Source organism: Paenibacillus sp. JT22N7, assembly GCF_059383875.1.
Genome location: NZ_JBXENY010000001.1, coordinates 724,437 through 740,985 on the forward strand (window position 1 = coordinate 724,437; position 16,549 = coordinate 740,985).

Below are 16,549 nucleotides of genomic sequence, written 5' to 3' on the forward strand. Positions count from 1 at the left end.
TTTCATTATGCTGTATCGTTTGGAAGGCATCGTTATTCGCAGCATGGATTATGGGGAAAATAATAAAATAATCAATGTGCTGACGAATACGAATGGCAAGGTAGGGATATTGATACGCGGCGCGAAGAAGGCTCGAAGCAGGCACGCTTCTCTCGCGCAGCCCTTTACATACGCGGAATTTACTTTTTTTCGCACTAGCGGACTTGGTACGCTGAATCATGGTGAAATTTTAGCGTCCAACCATCTGCTCCGCGAACAGCTGGAGCTGACTGCTTACGCTTCCTATGCGGCAGAATTAACGGATAGGGCAATGCAGGAGGAGGATACCAGTTCTTTTCTGTTCGAGCAGCTGAAGGCTTATTTAAGCGGCTTGGTGGAGGGGAAGGACCCGCAGATTGTGTCTCATCTTTATGAGATGAGAGTGCTGGATATGTCAGGGTATGCGCCTGTACTGGATCATTGTGTGGAATGCGGCGGTGAGGAGACTCCCTTCCGAATTAGTGCAGCCGCAGGCGGTGTATTATGCCGCCGATGCGGTCACAAAGACCCCCAAGGCATCGTATTGTCTGAAGCAGCGTATAAGCTGCTGCGATTGTTTGTCCGAATGGATTTGCGCAGGCTTGGTTCTATTCAAGTCAAGCCAGAAACGAAGCAAGAGCTTAAGAAGGTAATGCGTATGCTGATGGACCTGCATATTGGCATTCCGCTGAAGTCGCGCGGTTTTCTGGATCAGCTTGATAAATATAGCTTATAAAAAATGGCGTTCGGTCCCTGGACCGAGCGTTTATTCGTTCTCTCGTCCAATAGGACTCCAGGACGGGATTGTTTATAATAACAAAGCTGAGCAGCGCACGGCAATACGCCACAACTAGAGCTTTTCAAGCATTTCACATCATTACAAGGGGGAATTTTTCATGTCTGCGGCTCAAAGTAGACTTGGCTTCGTCGTAGCGGGATTGCTGCTAGCTATCTTCGTTGCATCGATCGATAATACGATTGTATCAACGGCTATGGCAACGATTGTAAGCGATCTAGGCGGTATGGACAAATTTGTATGGGTCACTTCCGCTTATTTGGTAACAGAGATGGCGGGAATGCCGATTTTCGGCAAGCTGTCCGACATGTACGGAAGGAAACGTTTTTTTGTATTAGGCATTTTCTTGTTTTTGCTGGGATCGGTTTTATGCGGAACCGCAGAGTCGATCACACAGCTTAGTATTTACCGGGCTATTCAAGGTATCGGTGGCGGCGCCATGATGCCGATTGCCTTCACGATTGTTTTCGACGTATTTCCCGCTGAAAAGCGCGGTAAAATGGGCGGCTTGTTTGGAGCCGTATTCGGTACGTCAAGCTTGTTCGGCCCGCTCGTTGGCGCATATTTTACCGATTATATTAACTGGCGCTGGATTTTTTATATTAATATTCCGTTCGGAATTGTAGCTATGTTGTTTATTTTATTGTTTTACAAGGAATCGATGGAACATTCCAAGCAGAAAATAGATTGGTGGGGAGCCGCAACACTGGTAGGCTCCATCGTCAGCTTAATGTTCGCTCTTGAGCTTGGCGGCAATGAATACGCTTGGGATTCTGCTCAAATTTTAGGGTTGTTCGCGATCTTCGCCATTTTGTTTATTATTTTCATATTTGTTGAACGCAAGGCGGCTGAGCCGATTATTTCGTTCAAAATGTTCCGTGTGCGCCTGTATGGCGCAAGTACGGGAGCTGCCCTATTTTATGGCGCAGCCTTTATTACTGCAGCTTTGTACATTCCGATTTTTGTGCAAGGGGTATACGGCGGTACGGCTACTAGCTCTGGCCTAATGCTGCTGCCTATGACATTAGGCTCGGTATTCGCAGCGCAAATGGGCGGTTTTCTCGCTAATAAAATGCCTTATCGCAACGTTATGGTGCTGTCCGCCATTATTTTTATTGCAGGCATTATGCTGCTCTCAACGATCAGTCCCGAAACGACCAAATGGACGCTTGCTTTCTTTATGTTCATTACGGGCTTTGGCATCGGCTTCTCGTTCTCAGTGCTCGGGATGTCTACCATCCACAGCTTCGATATGAGGCAGCGAGGGTCTGCTAATGCTACAATGTCGTTTATTCGTTCCTTCGGGATGACGGTCGGCATTACGGTGTTTGGGATTATTCAGCGCAATAGCTTCACGAATGGCATGAGCGATGCTTTTGCAGGCGGCAGTGGCGGCGCGGCGCTCCCTACTGAAAATGTCCGGCAAATTCTGACCCCTGAAAAACGGGAGTCGATTCCGGCAGAAGTGATGGATAAAATTATTAGCGCGCTGTCTCATTCGATTTCCACGACGTTTATGTGGTCCATAGTTCCAGCCGTGCTGGCGCTTGCTTGTGTCCTATGGATGGGCAATGCCTCGATGAAAGAACTAATTGAGCGGGAACGGATGCAGGCAAGAAAATTGGCGAAGGGGAAATAAGATATAACAGGGATAGTGAGCAGGCCTTGGGTCTGCTCCTTTTTTATTGTAAAAATGGAGGCAGCTGTACTTGTAGTGTGGGAGGATGCTAAAGCCTTCTGCAGCTTTGCAACGGGTGTAAGCTTTATTTTTCCGGGCACGCAAAAAAAGAAAATACTATCCAAAATTTACAAATAGATGTATAATCAATTCCATCTTGTAAGCGCTTACTATTCAGTTTCTGGCTTTCAAGATAGAAAGGGGGTTCCCATTGTTAAGCAGCACTGCTTCACCTGCTTCACCAAAACCTAAGAGGAGGTAAGAAAATGCGTTTGAAAAAATGGTCTATGCTTTTACTGAGTACGTTAATGGTTAGTGCTTGTTTAGTATCAGCGCCCGTATCCGAATTCGGTATATCTCGGGCAGAGGCGGCTTCAACAGGCGGATACGGAACGACAGACGGCTCTACGGCAGCTGCGGTCACGGTTACCAACTTGGCAGAGCTGCAAGCGGCTTTTAACAACGGGAAGCACCACATTATTGTTAAAGGCAACATTTATGGCGGCTCGCAATTAACGACGCTGACATTCGCCAGCACCAGCTGGAACAATGTCACGATTGAAGGGGCAGCGGGCGGACAAGCGTTTTTGCAAAATATTCAGCTCAAGTTCAGCGGCGAGCTGCTTGCGACAGGTACGAATATCGAAAATATCGTCATTAAGAACATTACCTTCTACGGCAACATTAAGGATTTGCAAAATCTTTCGGGCGCAGCGACGCAGCCAGGCGGCAGCGGCACCAACTATTTGGGCGTATCCTTCCGCCGGGTAACAAATGCACTCGTTGACCATTGCACCTTCTACAACATCAGCGACGATTTGCTGCTCGTCTCGCAAAAGTCGGATAATGTAACCCTCTCCTACAATCATTTCTACTTCACTGACAGCTGGGTGAATATGAATCCGAACCCGCTATGGAATTGGGTAGGCGTTAATCAGGATCTCGCCTCCGAGCGTCTGGCGCTCATTATTGGCTCGAATGCCAGCGATTCTTACACCTATGGCGGCGGCAAGCTGCATGTCACGATGCATCACAACTGGTTTGGCCCGAACATGAAAGGCCGTCCGCTGATGAGAGGTTTTGTACACCTGTACAACAACTATTTTGATAACAGCACAACGCCGAGCGGCAACAATTCAGCAGGTTTTTCGCAGCAGCAATACAATGCAAACCAAATTGGCAGCGGCAGCGTCATTTATTCCGAACGCAATTATTTTTACAAAACGAATCAAAGCAATCAGGTTGGTCTAGACAGCTCGTCAGACGCTTACACGTTCTATGAGCGCAACAACTATTACAATCAGACGACCGGAACATCGGCCACTGGAGCTGCATTCCCATCATCGCTGCCGTTCCCTTACAGCTATTCGCTTGATGCTGTGCTGGATGTGCCGAATATCGTGCAAGCGGGTGCCGGGCCCCATTAATCAGACGAATCAAATCAAATGCTGAAACCGAGTGCTGGCATGGCTTTAAAAAAATTATAAATCGTTTTCATTGCCAAAACGAAAATAAACTGCTAGAATGATAAAAACGTAATGAAAACGCATACATTTATTCATTAATTACAACGTTGTAAATTTAAATGAAGGGGGATGATGAGTAGTAAAATGGCCTGTTGATCGTTGATTGGAGTCAGCGTCATATTCAATTTTTCAAACGTTGTAAATTTAAATCTGAAGGGAGTGGATTTCATTGAATAGCCGCACTGCGACTCTGATTAGGCTAGTCAAACGGGACAAATATTTACTACTCATGTTTTCCCCTATTTTTATTTATTATTTGGTCATTATGTATTTTCCAATGCCGGGCGTCATTATGGCTTTCAAAAACTTTACGCCGGGAAAGGGCATCTTCAGTGGGGATTGGGTCGGGTTAAAATGGTTCATCCAATTTTATGACTCGATTTACTTTTGGAGGCTGCTCCGCAACACCTTTTTGCTCGCTTTTCTGCCGCTGCTGTTCGGCTTTCCAATTCCGATTTTATTCGCCATTTGCGTAGTGGAAATTAAAAATAGGGCATTCAAGCGCTTCGCCCAAACGATTACGTATTTGCCACATTTTATTTCAACCGTTGTCATTGCCGGCATGCTGATCAACTTCCTGTCGCCGACGGATGGCATCGTCAACATTTTGCTAGAGAAGATAGGACTTGAACCGATTAATTTCATGATGGAGCCGGGATGGTTCCGCACGATCTTCACCAGCTCAGACATTTGGCAAAGCTTCGGCTTCAGCTCAATTATCTACATTGCAGCTATCATGAGCATTGATCCGGAAATGTATGATTCAGGAAAAATCGATGGGGTCAATAAATTTCAGGAGTTATGGCATTTAACGCTTCCAAGCATTAAGCCTACGATTATTATTTTGCTGCTGCTGTCGCTTGGCGGCATTATGAGCGTAGGTTTCGAGAAAGTTTACCTGCTCTATAACGCAGCAACTTATGAAACAGGAGATGTGCTTTCCACCTATGTGTACCGGATGGGCATCATCGGACAAAACTACAGCTTTGCGACAGCCATTGGCGTATTTAATTCCATCATCACTTTTATTCTCGTGTTTGCGGCGAACCAATTGACGCGTCGGGCAACGAACATGTCGCTATGGTAACAGAGCGCGCCTTAACAAGTCGCTGGAAAAGGAGTCTGGCATGAAAAAATCTAAGACAGATCTGATTTATTATAGCCTGGTGTATTTCATCACTTGTGTGGCTATTCTCGTAACCTTATATCCTTTCCTTTATGTCGTCAGCGTGTCGTTCAGCTCCGTCAGCGCGATTGACAAGCAGCAGGTGTTTTTATATCCAGTCGATTTCACGATTTCGGGGTATAAAATGGTGCTTCAGTACAAGGAGCTGTGGGTTTCCTTTTACAATACGGTATGGTACACCGTTGTCGGAACGACGCTGAACATTGTCGCCACCTGCCTCGCCGCTTTCCCTTTGTCCAGAGCGCATTTTTTCCTTAGACGCAAGCTGAATTTCTTCATTGCGTTTACGATGTATTTTTCCGGCGGATTAATTCCGCTTTACATGCTGCTGACGACACTTGGCCTCTATAACACGAGATGGGTCATGGTGGTACCAGTGCTGGTCATTACGTTTAACGTCATGATTTGCCGCTCGGCGTTTGAAGGCATTCCGAAGGAAATTTTCGAGAGCGCCTCCATCGATGGAGCGAATGATATTACGATGCTGTTCCGGCTCGCCGTGCCGATCGTCAAGCCGACGCTTGCAGTGCTCACCTTGTATTACGCGGTGTTTCACTGGAACAATTTTTTCTCGGCACTGCTTTATTTAGGCAATCAGGAGCTGCAGCCGCTGCAAATTTTTCTGCGAAGGGTGCTCATTATGGCATCTCCGGAAATTATGCAGCGTATGGGCGGGGCCACGTCGACTGGAGCGCTTGCCGTCTCTTCACTGCAGGTCAGATATGTATCCATCGTCGTCAGCATTTTGCCCATTATTATGATTTATCCCTTTATCCAGCGTTATTTCGTTAAAGGCATTACGCTGGGCGCAGTGAAAGGCTAACACCGCTTGTAAACTTGGCTTTTATTATGGGAGGGAACGTTCAATGGCACAACAGTTAAAAGGGGCAAAAAAAGCATTATCGGTTATCATTTTGGCAACGGCAGTAGCAGGATGCAGCAACAGTGGAGCACCGGCAGCTACAGATGGAAATGCTGCACCAGCAGCAAGCGCAGCAGCAGCAAGCGCAGCAGCGGAAACGGGGCCAGCCTACAACGGCTCGGGGCCGATTACCGACCAGCCTAATCAGGAGCTGACCTTCCTCGGAACGAATGCCTGGACGACGAATGTGGATCTGGCATCGGCTGAAATCGTCAAGCAAATTGAGAAAAATGCCAATGTGAAAGTGAATTGGGAGCTGCTGCCTCCGCAAAACTACCCGGATGCGGTAGGGCCTCGCCTCGCGGCGGGCATGGATTTGCCTGATATCGTTTATTTGCCGGATACGGATCAGACGATGAAATATTTAAATAGCGGACTGTTTATACCGCTTGATGAGCTGTATGAGAAATATGGCGTCAATTTGAAAAAACTTTATGAAAAATCGCCCGATATTAAAGCCAGTCTGACGACTCCAGATGGTAAAATGTATTATATTCCCCAGCAGACGCTGACGAAAAATTACATGCCGGAGTTTATGGTGAATGAAAGATGGCTCAAAAAGCTAGGCCTTCAAGAGCCGACCACACTCGACGAATTTACGGAAATGCTGAAAAAATTCAAAACGGACGACCCGAACGGCAACGGCAAGCAGGATGAAATACCAATGTCGATGGACCCTAAATTTATACCGATGGCTTTTGGCCCGGTGTTCGGCATGGATTTGTCGAGCAACTTTTACGCAGATGACAGCGGCAAAGTCCATTATGGTTACTATGAGCCGGTCTACAAGGAGTATTTGGCTTACCTGAATGGCTTGTATAACGACGGTTTGCTGGGCGTAGATTTCGCCAGTACAACAGCGGATCAAGTGACCTCGAGATTTTCGCAAAATATAACAGGCGCGACGTTCAACTTCAGCTGGTATACGTCGATGGTGTACAGCCCGCTGTTCGCGGACTACAACCCGGAGGAGCCGCTTATCCAAGGCATTTTGCCGCTGAAAGGGCCGCATGGCGACCAGTTCTACGTGGGCCGCACGCCGGTAAGCCGAATTTTCGGTATTTCCAAAAATGCTAAAAACCCTGAGCTGGCCTTCAAGTTTCTAGACTATGCTATTGGGGAAGAAGCGCAAACCTACTACACTTGGGGCATTGAAGGTGTAACGTACGAAGAGAAGGACGGCAAGAAGCAGTTCACCGAGAAGGGCAAGGACAATGACTTCATTCAAAAATATGGTATTGGCCCAGTCAACCTGCCTAGCGCGCAATCGACGGATTCTGCGGATGCAATCGTAGCGCCATGGCATGAGAAGCGGGATAAGGAGCTTGAGCAATATATCCGTCCTCCATTCCCTAATGTATATGCGCTGCCAGAGGAAGCAAGCGTCGAAAACATGTCGATGCCGGACATCCAAACGTATGTAGATGAGATGAATTTGAAATTCATTACAGGAAAAGAAAGTCTTGATCAATTCGATGCTTATATTGCAAACTTAAAAAATATGAATATTGAACAAATCATTGCGGGCAGGCAGGCTCAGTATGACCGATACTTGGCTGCCTCGAAATCCTAGTTCTAAAGCATATAGCATATAGAATAGGGCTTGAGGAACCGCAATCGGTTGACGGGAAAGGCGTGGGCTCAGAAATGGTTACAATTAAGGACATCGCCAAGCTTGCAGGAGTAAGCTACAGCACAGTTTCCAAGGCATTGAACAATGATCCGCTAATTAAACCGGCTACAAGACAGAAAGTGCTGGAAATCGCGGAAAAATATCAATACCGAAAAAATATTATGGCGCAGCAGCTTTCTTCGGGCAAAAGCAATATTATTGGCTTTGTTCTGGATGAACTCAGCAACCCGCTCTTTTCCAACATATCGAAAAATTTGCATAGCGAGCTGAAAAGCCGCGGTTATCAAATGATTTTGGTCATAGCGGGCGATGGGGTAGACATTTTCAGCCAGCTTCGAGTGGATGGCTGCATTTTCTGGGAGTATATGCTGGATGATCGGGAGGCGTTCTGGAAGCTCGTCTCCTCGATGCCGATGCCATGCTTCGTACTCGGTGCGGATGAGAACCCCAATTCGCCTTATATTAAAATCGACCGCAAAGAAGGCATCTTCAAAGCGGTCGAGCACTTGAAAGCGCATGGACATGAGCGCATTGGCTTTATCGGCAATTCCCAGAACATTAAAATTGAAGGATATAAGGAGGCGCTGCAGCGGACGGGATTGGAATTTTGCGAAGGAAGCGTGCTTCCGGCTTATTCCTCTTGGGAAGACGGGTATTTTGCCGTACGCAACTACACATTTACGAGCAGCTCGCCAACCGCCTTCATCGGCCTCAACAACTTGGTTACACGAGGGGCGCTGCGTGCTTTCATTGAAGCGGGCTTCCAAGTGCCGCAGGATATCTCGTTAATCGGTTACGATGATTTGCCGGATATGCAGTATGCCGAGGTCGCATTGACGACGATCGGCCCGCCGCTCGGCGAGCTGGCTGTTCAGGCGGCTGAGCTGATCGTTGCGCTGATACGGGGTGAAGATGCTAAATATCCGGTTGTCATCCAGCCGAAGCTGTATTTGCGGAATTCGGTAGCGATTTGCAAGGAGCGAATTTAGATTGAAGGAGGACTTTGCGATGCAACAGACAAAGAAGCTTGCCTGGGCGCTGCGGACAGCGGAAGCGATTTTTCAGGAGACGGACGAGAGCAGGCATCATGCTTTTCCGTTGGAGGTGTAGCGGCTAGAATGAAAGCAGAAGAAAACAAGGTTGTCTCTATTGTAGTAGCCGCTGACGGAAGCGGCGATTTTACATCCATTCAAGCAGCTGTTGATACCGTTCCAGCAACGAATGAGGAGCGGGTCATCATTTATATTCGCAATGGGTTTTATTATGAGAAGCTTCATATCGAAAAGCCAATGATCAGCTTAATAGGAGAAAGTGCCAAGGAGACGATCATCAGCTTTGACGACCATGCCACAAAAGCATTTCTGGACGGCGAGCTCTATCATACGTTTTATTCGTATACCGTGTTCGTTGGAGCGGATGATTTTATAGGAGAAAATATGACGTTTATCAATACGGCAGGTCCTGGGGAAAAGGTGGGCCAAGCGCTGGCGCTTTACGCTGATGGCGATCGCGCCAGCTTCCGCAATTGCCGTTTAATTGGCCATCAGGATACGCTATTTACGGGGCCGCTGCCGGAAGTTCCTATTGACCGCAGTTTTTTTGGCGGTCCAAGGGAAGGCGCTCCAAGAAAGCAGTCCCGGCAATTTTACGAGAACTGTTATATAGAAGGCGATGTTGATTTTATTTTCGGCTCGGCTACGGTACTGTTCAACTACTGCGATATTTTTGCCAAAAATCGCGGCGCTGCTGAGCCGGATGCCATTAATGGATGGATTGCTGCTGCATCTACCCCAGAGCATGCGCCTCACGGATATGTATTCAATGAATGCCGCTTGATAGGCGATGCTCCAGCAGGAAGCGTATATTTAGGCAGGCCATGGCGCAATCATGCCAAAACGATTTTTATCCGCTGCTGGATGGGCGAGCATATTGCTCCTGCCGGATGGGATGATTGGAACAAGCCTGAAGCCCACCCTACCGTTCATTATGGGGAATATGCAAGTACAGGGCCGGGCGGCTCCAGCGACAAGCGAATTAGCTGGTCGCAGCAGCTTACAGCCGATCAGGCAGCTGATTATTCTCTAACTCAGATTTTGGCTGGCGCTGATGGCTGGTCTCCGCTTCAAAGGGAACGGGCGATGGAATAGACGGCTTTCTGCCGTCAGGTTTGACAATTACACGCAATTTGTTTATGATAAACAGATATAAATATCGGACAATGATGGAGAAAGTAGTTGTGATGGTTACAGCTTTAGCGATTCGGGGATAGTGGGAGCCCGAAGCGGACCAGCAGCGAAAGGGCACTCCGGAGTCGCGTTTAAGAAAGCGGGTTTTCTTGCGCAGCAAGTAGAGAAGAACTAGTGTACGATTAACTGGTTATTGTTGCTGCATCCAAGAAAGCCAAGTAGGGTGGAACCGCGGGAGATCAGCTCTCGTCCCTATGTCTGGCGGCAGACGTAGAGGCGAGAGTTTTTGCGTTCCCTTGAGACTGCCGCCGCTGGTGAAATTGCAAAAGCAAAAAAAGGAGCGGAAAAGGTATGAACTTTCAAAGCATGATATTAACGCTGCAGCAGTTCTGGGCCGAGCAAAATTGTATTTTGGTGCAGCCTTACGATGTAGAGAAAGGCGCAGGCACGATGAATCCTATGACGTTTTTACGCTCCATTGGGCCTGAGCCTTGGAATGTAGCTTATGTGGAGCCTTCTCGACGTCCGAACGATGGCCGTTATGGTGAAAATCCGAACAGGCTGTATCAGCATCACCAGTTTCAAGTTATTTTGAAGCCGTCGCCAGACAATATTCAAGAGCTTTATTTGGAGAGCCTTACTCGCCTTGGCATCGATCCGAAAGATCATGACATTCGCTTCGTTGAGGATAACTGGGAAGCGCCGACGCTTGGCGCATGGGGACTTGGCTGGGAAGTATGGCTCGATGGCATGGAAATTACGCAGTTTACTTATTTCCAGCAGGTGGGTGGCCTTGATGCAAGTCCGGTAGCCGTGGAAATTACATACGGCATGGAGCGTCTTGCTTCCTATATTCAGGACAAAGAAAATGTGTTTGATCTCGAATGGGTTGACGGCGTAACGTACGGCGATGTGTTCAAGCAGCCGGAATATGAGCATTCCAAATATACGTTTGAGACTTCGGATACAGCGATGCTGTTCTCATTATTTAATATGTACGAAGAGGAAGCTAAGAAGACGATGGAGCATAATCTCGTGTTCCCGGCCTATGACTATGTGCTGAAATGCTCGCATGCGTTCAATCAGCTGGATGCGCGCGGCGCCATCAGCGTGACGGAACGGACAGGCTACATTATGCGCGTGAGAAATTTGGCACGTCAAGTGGCTGCGACTTATTTGGAAGAGCGCGAGCGCCTGGGATTCCCGATGCTGAAAGAAAGGAGCGAGGCGTAATGGCTAAAGATTTATTGCTGGAAATCGGTTTGGAGGAAGTTCCTGCAAGATTTGTAAGAGGGGCTATGAATCAGCTTAAGGAGAAGCTGGTAAAATGGCTTGCGGAATCGCGTATCGCTCATCAAGATGTACAAGCATATGCTACGCCGCGCAGACTTGCTGTTCTGGTGCAAGGTGTTGAAGAGAAGCAGGCGGATGTTAATGAGCAGGTAAAAGGCCCTTCCCGCAAAATTGCCCAGGATGACCAGGGCAACTGGAGCAAAGCGGCGCTTGGCTTTGCACGCAGTCAAGGCGCGGAGCCGGAGCAGCTTTATTTTCAGGAGCTGGCAGGGGTAGAATATGTATATGCGAACAAAAGCAGCATCGGTATCGATACGGCTGCTGTATTGTCCGAAGGCTTGACGAATTTAATTACCTCCATGTCGTTTCCGAAAAATATGCGTTGGGGAAGCTACGATTTGAAGTTCATTCGGCCGATAAAATGGTTATTGGCTCTTTATGGCCAAGATGTTGTACCCTTTGAAATTACAGGCGTGCGCAGCGGCAACAGCAGCAGAGGACATCGTTTCCTCGGCGCAGAGACGACTGTGACAGAGCCTGCGGTGTACAAAGAACGTTTGCGCGAGCAGCATGTCATCGTCGATGTAGAAGAGCGGGAACAAATTATCGTCGCTCAAATTGAGCAGCTGGCGAAGGAGCAAAACTGGGAGATTGCCATCAATCAGGATTTGCTGGAGGAAGTGCTCTTCCTTGTGGAAATTCCGAATGTGCTTTACGGTACATTTGATCCCGAATTCCTCAACATTCCGCAGGATGTGCTCATTACGTCGATGCGTGAGCATCAGCGGTATTTCCCGGTGCTGGATGGCAAAGGACAGCTGCTCCCTTATTTTGTAACGGTGCGCAACGGCGACCGGAACAAAATTGACGTTGTAGCAAAAGGCAATGAAAAGGTGCTTCGCGCCCGTCTTTCTGATGCGAAGTTCTTTTATGAAGAGGATCAGAAGCTGGCCATTGGCGACGCGCTTGCCAAGCTTGAAAACATCGTATATCACGAGGAGCTAGGAACGGTTGCTAATAAAGTAGGCCGTATCAGAGCTTTGGCTGATTTGCTTGCAGCAAAATTGCAGGTGGATGCGGGTACCGCAGCGCATATTAGCCGGACGGCGGATATTTGCAAGTTCGACCTCGTTACCCAAATGGTCGGCGAGTTTCCAGAGCTGCAGGGCATTATGGGTGAGGATTATGCTCGGAAAGCAGGCGAGAACGAGACAGTTGCAGCTGCCATTAATGAGCATTACCAGCCGCGCTTTGCTGGAGATCGTGCACCGGCCTCGATAACTGGCGCCGTTGTAAGCCTTGCGGATAAATTGGATACGATTGTTGGCTGCTTCTCCATCGGCATTATTCCTACAGGATCCCAGGATCCTTACGCTCTTCGCCGTCAAGCGGCTGGCGTCGTGCAAATTATTTTGGCACAGCGTTTGAATTTGCAGCTTAGCGACTTGTTTGATGCGGCGCTTGAGGTTCATGAGGCTAGAGGCATGAAGCGCAGTGCAGATGAAGTACGCAAGGATTTAACGGAATTTTTGGCGCTTCGTGTGAAAAACGTGCTGTCCGAGCAAGCGATTCGTTATGACGTTGTAGATGCTGTAATGGGTGCAGGCTTTAACAATCTGCTCTTGACAGTGGAGCGCGCAGCTCTGTTGAATGCGCAAGCCTCAGGCGAGGACCGCGCAGCATTCAAGCTGATTGTGGATGCTTTCAATCGCGTCAGCAATTTGGCCGCCAAAGCAACGACTAAAGTTGTAGACGAAGCTTTGTTTGCAGAACCAGCGGAATCCGCGCTGTATAAGGAGTGGCAGGCGGTTCATGCATCGTTCCAGCAAGCAGTTGCCGGAGGGGAAATTGCCGACGCTGCAGCTAAGCTAGCTGCGCTGAAAGCGCCGATTAATACGTATTTCGATGCGGTTATGGTTATGGCGGAAGATGAGAAGGTACGCGCTAACCGTTTGGCGACCCTCTCTTTAATTGCAGAAGATATAGCGGTTGTGGCGGATTATTCGAAGCTCGTCTGGTCATAAGCGGGCGCAGAGAATAACCGGAGCAATCAATGAATCGTTCATCTTCGAAATAACTTCTAACTAAGAAGGGGAGGATGATAAAACATGACAAAACCGATGACAGATGTCATTATTTATGTCGTATCGGATGCAGCTGGCGATACGGGCGAACTCGTGGTAAGAGCCGCCGTCGCCCAGTTTCATCCGATTCAGACGGATATTCGCAGAGCGCCCTTCATTACGGATGTAGCGGGGCTTGAACGGGTAGTCCGTCAGGCTCAGGAAGCTGGCGCAATTGTGTTGTTTACGCTCGTCATCCCGCATTTGCGCGAGGCGATGGGCAGGCTGGCAGAACAGTATGACACGGTGTCAATAGATCTGCTCGGCCCGCTTATCCAAAGTCTTGAAGTGAAGACGGGACAACAATCACGGCAAGAGCCGGGACTGAACCATGTGCTGGATGAAAACTACTTCCGCAAAGTGGATGCTGTTGAATTTGCTGTGCGTTACGATGATGCGAAAGATCCTTCGGGTGTGCTGAAGGCCGATATTGTGCTCATTGGCGTATCCCGGACATCTAAGACGCCGCTATCGATGTATTTGGCCCATCAGAAATACAAGGTGGCGAACATCCCGCTCGTGCCGGAGCTCAAGCCGCCCGCAGAGCTGTTTAATGTTCCGAAGGCGAAAATTGTGGGGTTGACGATTGGCGTGCCCTATTTGAACATTATTCGCAAAGAACGGCTCAAGGCGCTTGGGCTGCCGAACAGTGCATCATACGCGGCGACGGATCGCATCGAGAAGGAGCTGCTTTATGCGGAATCCATCATGAAGCAGCTGGGCTGTGTCATTATTGATGTATCCCATCGTGCGGTCGAAGAAACAGCAAGCTTGATTATGGAGCATATTCGCTTCACCTAAGCGATATTCTAGAGAAGAAACGAGCGGTGATTCGTTATTCCTATAACAAAGCCTACTATTATCGTTGATGGCGATGCTTGTCCTGTCAAAGCGGAAATTAAGCAAATTGCCCGAAGCTTCTCGCTGCCTGTGCTGATGGTCTCCTCCTATGATCACCACCTTGAAGCCGAAGATGGCGTTTCAGTTATACAGGTGGAGGCTGGGAAAGATTCCGTAGACATGTATATCGTCAATCATTTGCTGAAAGGCGATGTCGTTGTTACACAGGATTTCGGTCTCGCTTGTATTGCGCTTGGCAAGGGGGCGCTTGTCCTTTCGCCGCGCGGCGAGCAATATACGGATGACAACATCGATTATTTGATGGAGCGCCGCCATGAACAAGCTAAACGCAGGCGCAGCGGCGGTAAATCCAAGGGCCCGAAAGCTATGACAACGGAAGATCGAGATCGATTTCAACAAAAGATGACAAAAGTTTTGCAAAGCGAGCAGGAGAAACATGACATTTAGCGAATATTATTTACGTGTTACTTAGGATGAAGGTGATGAACGATGACATACGGTAATAAAATACCGGAGGAGGTCATAGATGCGGTACGCCGTCATTATGACATCGTAGAGACAGTCGGGAAGTATGTTCATCTCACGAAGCACGGCAAATATATGAAAGGGTTATGCCCTTTCCACTCTGAGAAGACCCCATCGTTTACGGTCACGCCAGAGCTGCAAATTTTCCATTGTTACGGTTGCGGTAAGACCGGACATGTCATACGATTCGTGGAAGAGATCGAAGGCTACTCTTTTCCAGAGGCGGTCAGAGTGCTCGCTGAGGAAGCAGGAATGCCTGTAACCTGGACGGGCGCCGAGGGCGGTCAGCGCGAAGAAGTTGACTTAGACCGCTTAGCCATTATTGAAGCTCATCAGTTGACAGCGAAATTGTATAACTATCTATTGAATAACACACAGCATGGCAAAATCGCTAAAGACTATTTGCTTGATAGAGGTCTCAGGGAAAAGCAGATCGACCATTTTATGATAGGGTATGCGCCGGACCAATGGGACACGCTTAACCGATTTTTAACCGCAAGAAATTTTGACCCAGTTTTAATGGAAAAGGGCGGTTTGTTATCGGCTAAAAATGACGGCAGCGGTCATGTCGACCGTTTCAGGAGCCGCATCATGTTCCCGATATGGGATCGTGATGGCAAGGTGATCGCTTTCGGCGGAAGGGTAATCGGTGACGGTCAGCCTAAATATTTGAATTCCCCGGAGACGATGCTGTTCACGAAGAGCCGAGTTTTTTACAATCTGCACCATGCAAGACCAGCTATTCGCAAGAGCAAACAGGTTGTTCTGTTTGAAGGGTATATGGATGTTATAAAATCCTGGAGTGCAGGCGTAAATAATGGTGTTGCCACGATGGGTACAGCATTGACTGAGGAGCATTGTGCCATACTCGGAAGGCAGGCGGAGGAGATTATCCTGTGCTATGACGGCGATGATGCCGGACAAGCAGCTGCTTTGAAATCCATTCCGATGCTCGAGAAGGCCAAGCTTAGAGTCAGAGTATCTATTTTGCCGAAGGGCAAGGATCCCGATGAGTATATTGAGGAATACGGCCCGGATACGTTCCTTAGGGAAGCAATCGACGGAGCGGCAACCACTACAAAATTTAAGCTTATATATTCAAGGAAAAACCATATACTGCTAACAGAAGAGGGCCGGAAAAACTATTTGCTCGAAGCGGCTGGCATTGTTGCAGATCTTGATTCCGCTATTGAACGCGAGGTTTACTTACAGGAGTTGTCCCGCGAGTTTAATTTCCCACTTGACGTTTTGAAGCAGGACTGCCAAGCTAAAGTGCTGGAGCTGCAAAAAAAGAAGCCGCAAGGGGATAATAACGATAATTCGTGGAATAATGGTAGGAATGAAAATCGCCGTAGTTCGGGCCCTCCATCCTTGCTGCCCGCATACATCAAGGCGGAACGGCGTCTGCTCCATGTCATGATGCGTGACCGGGAAGCGGCGCTCGCGGTGCACGACAGGCTTGGCGAAGCGTTCAATGTGGAGGATCATGCAGCGCTTGCTGCTTATTTGTACGCATTTTATGCGCAGGATCATGATCCAGATGTCGGACGCTTTATTGGTTCGCTTCAGGATGAACGCCTGGAGAGAGCAGCGGCAGCCATTTCAATGATGGAAGATGTTCCTTTTGACGAGGACATATTAGCCGCTGATATCGAGGATATTAGCAAGGTGCCCGCATTTAGGGAACTTGAGCTTAAGAAGGAAGAAGCGGTACAGGCAGAACGTGCCGGGGATTATATGTTAGCCGCGCAAATGCACACTGAGATTAATGCCCTAGAGAGACAGCTTAAAGGACGATAGAG

The 16,549-nt window shown here is 48.3% G+C and carries 13 protein-coding genes; all 13 read left to right on the forward strand.

Annotation, left to right across the window (positions count from 1 at the left end):
• Positions 1-7 precede the first annotated feature (7 nt).
• The 13 genes from recO (at position 8) to dnaG (ending at position 16,547) form a co-directional block, all read left to right on the forward strand.
• A complete protein-coding gene (gene recO, locus AC50Y5_RS03205) occupies positions 8-754 on the forward strand; it encodes a DNA repair protein RecO (protein WP_056029308.1) in 747 nt (248 codons plus the stop codon).
• 160 nt (positions 755-914) lie between these two features.
• The gene (locus AC50Y5_RS03210; protein ID WP_494858387.1) at positions 915-2,453 is read left to right on the forward strand and encodes an MDR family MFS transporter; all 1,539 of its coding nucleotides are present in this window, start codon (positions 915-917) and stop codon (positions 2,451-2,453) included.
• Positions 2,454-2,758: 305 nt separating this feature from the next.
• The gene (locus AC50Y5_RS03215; protein WP_494858389.1) at positions 2,759-3,919 is read left to right on the forward strand and encodes a pectate lyase family protein; all 1,161 of its coding nucleotides are present in this window, start codon (positions 2,759-2,761) and stop codon (positions 3,917-3,919) included.
• Positions 3,920-4,247: 328 nt separating this feature from the next.
• Positions 4,248-5,105 carry an ABC transporter permease gene (locus tag AC50Y5_RS03220; RefSeq protein WP_442952511.1) on the forward strand — a complete coding sequence of 286 codons (858 nt, stop codon included), beginning with the start codon at positions 4,248-4,250 and terminating at the stop codon, positions 5,103-5,105.
• Positions 5,106-5,145: 40 nt separating this feature from the next.
• Positions 5,146-6,027, forward strand: a complete 882-nt coding sequence (locus AC50Y5_RS03225; RefSeq protein WP_056029300.1) for a carbohydrate ABC transporter permease — start codon at positions 5,146-5,148, stop codon at positions 6,025-6,027.
• Between the two features lie 43 nt (positions 6,028-6,070).
• Positions 6,071-7,699, forward strand: coding sequence for an extracellular solute-binding protein (locus AC50Y5_RS03230; protein ID WP_494858398.1), 1,629 nt, complete (start codon positions 6,071-6,073; stop codon positions 7,697-7,699).
• Positions 7,700-7,773: 74 nt separating this feature from the next.
• Complete coding sequence (locus AC50Y5_RS03235; protein ID WP_494858400.1) at positions 7,774-8,748, forward strand: LacI family DNA-binding transcriptional regulator; 975 nt, start codon at positions 7,774-7,776, stop codon at positions 8,746-8,748.
• Between the two features lie 129 nt (positions 8,749-8,877).
• Positions 8,878-9,906 carry a pectinesterase family protein gene (locus tag AC50Y5_RS03240; protein ID WP_494858402.1) on the forward strand — a complete coding sequence of 343 codons (1,029 nt, stop codon included), beginning with the start codon at positions 8,878-8,880 and terminating at the stop codon, positions 9,904-9,906.
• Between the two features lie 390 nt (positions 9,907-10,296).
• Entirely contained in the window at positions 10,297-11,178 is an 882-nt protein-coding gene (gene glyQ, locus AC50Y5_RS03245) for a glycine--tRNA ligase subunit alpha (protein ID WP_046229903.1), read from the forward strand.
• Positions 11,178-13,262: a glycine--tRNA ligase subunit beta gene (glyS, locus tag AC50Y5_RS03250; RefSeq protein WP_056029295.1), complete on the forward strand. Its 2,085-nt coding sequence runs from the start codon at positions 11,178-11,180 to the stop codon at positions 13,260-13,262. The genes glyQ and glyS overlap by 1 nt, the downstream gene beginning before the upstream one ends.
• 84 nt (positions 13,263-13,346) lie before the next feature.
• The gene (locus AC50Y5_RS03255; protein WP_056029292.1) at positions 13,347-14,162 is read left to right on the forward strand and encodes a pyruvate, water dikinase regulatory protein; all 816 of its coding nucleotides are present in this window, start codon (positions 13,347-13,349) and stop codon (positions 14,160-14,162) included.
• A 42-nt stretch (positions 14,163-14,204) separates the two neighbouring features.
• Positions 14,205-14,669, forward strand: coding sequence for a YaiI/YqxD family protein (locus AC50Y5_RS03260; RefSeq protein ID WP_442952510.1), 465 nt, complete (start codon positions 14,205-14,207; stop codon positions 14,667-14,669).
• Between the two features lie 42 nt (positions 14,670-14,711).
• Positions 14,712-16,547: a DNA primase gene (dnaG, locus tag AC50Y5_RS03265; protein WP_056029286.1), complete on the forward strand. Its 1,836-nt coding sequence runs from the start codon at positions 14,712-14,714 to the stop codon at positions 16,545-16,547.
• Positions 16,548-16,549: the final 2 nt, after the last annotated feature.

Coding starts and splice junctions, on each gene's coding strand:
- recO (WP_056029308.1), top strand. CDS start 8: ATGCTGTATCGTTTGGAAGGCATCGTTATTCGCAGCATGGATTATGGG.
- AC50Y5_RS03210 (WP_494858387.1), top strand. CDS start 915: ATGTCTGCGGCTCAAAGTAGACTTGGCTTCGTCGTAGCGGGATTGCTG.
- AC50Y5_RS03215 (WP_494858389.1), top strand. CDS start 2,759: ATGCGTTTGAAAAAATGGTCTATGCTTTTACTGAGTACGTTAATGGTT.
- AC50Y5_RS03220 (WP_442952511.1), top strand. CDS start 4,248: ATGTTTTCCCCTATTTTTATTTATTATTTGGTCATTATGTATTTTCCA.
- AC50Y5_RS03225 (WP_056029300.1), top strand. CDS start 5,146: ATGAAAAAATCTAAGACAGATCTGATTTATTATAGCCTGGTGTATTTC.
- AC50Y5_RS03230 (WP_494858398.1), top strand. CDS start 6,071: ATGGCACAACAGTTAAAAGGGGCAAAAAAAGCATTATCGGTTATCATT.
- AC50Y5_RS03235 (WP_494858400.1), top strand. CDS start 7,774: ATGGTTACAATTAAGGACATCGCCAAGCTTGCAGGAGTAAGCTACAGC.
- AC50Y5_RS03240 (WP_494858402.1), top strand. CDS start 8,878: ATGAAAGCAGAAGAAAACAAGGTTGTCTCTATTGTAGTAGCCGCTGAC.
- glyQ (WP_046229903.1), top strand. CDS start 10,297: ATGAACTTTCAAAGCATGATATTAACGCTGCAGCAGTTCTGGGCCGAG.
- glyS (WP_056029295.1), top strand. CDS start 11,178: ATGGCTAAAGATTTATTGCTGGAAATCGGTTTGGAGGAAGTTCCTGCA.
- AC50Y5_RS03255 (WP_056029292.1), top strand. CDS start 13,347: ATGACAAAACCGATGACAGATGTCATTATTTATGTCGTATCGGATGCA.
- dnaG (WP_056029286.1), top strand. CDS start 14,712: ATGACATACGGTAATAAAATACCGGAGGAGGTCATAGATGCGGTACGC.